Source organism: Bowmanella dokdonensis (assembly GCF_017254865.1).
Taxonomy (GTDB): Bacteria; Pseudomonadota; Gammaproteobacteria; order Enterobacterales; family Alteromonadaceae; genus Bowmanella; species Bowmanella dokdonensis.
On sequence record NZ_JAFKCV010000342.1, the window covers coordinates 1 to 295 of the forward strand.

Annotated in this window: 1 protein-coding gene; it reads right to left on the bottom strand. The window is 51.2% G+C overall.

Features of this window, described 5'->3' with window-relative positions:
* Window positions 1–51 precede the first annotated feature (51 nt).
* On the bottom strand, window positions 52–295 hold a 244-nt coding region (locus tag J0A66_RS22865; protein WP_241264399.1), incomplete at its 5' end, for a FlgO family outer membrane protein.

Consider the following 295-nt stretch of genomic DNA (forward strand, 5'->3'; position numbering starts at 1 on the left):
CGCAAGCAGCAAAGTGGAGGCCATTAAACCTATTAATTTCATGTTTATCCCCTATTGGATCCCAGATGCCGGCATATCCAGGCGAGACTCACTGGCAATTAAGGCACTTACCTGCGCAGACGGCAGTAAGGTTTGTGCCGACGCTTTCAGTTCTTTTGATACCAGGTCGACCATTCTGGCCTGCACCAACACACCGCGTCGATGTTTGGTTAAGGTGCCGGTCAAAACCAAATTGGCCTGCATATCGGGGCGTAATTCGGTGTAGTCTCGGCTTAACACCAGATCCCCCTGTTCG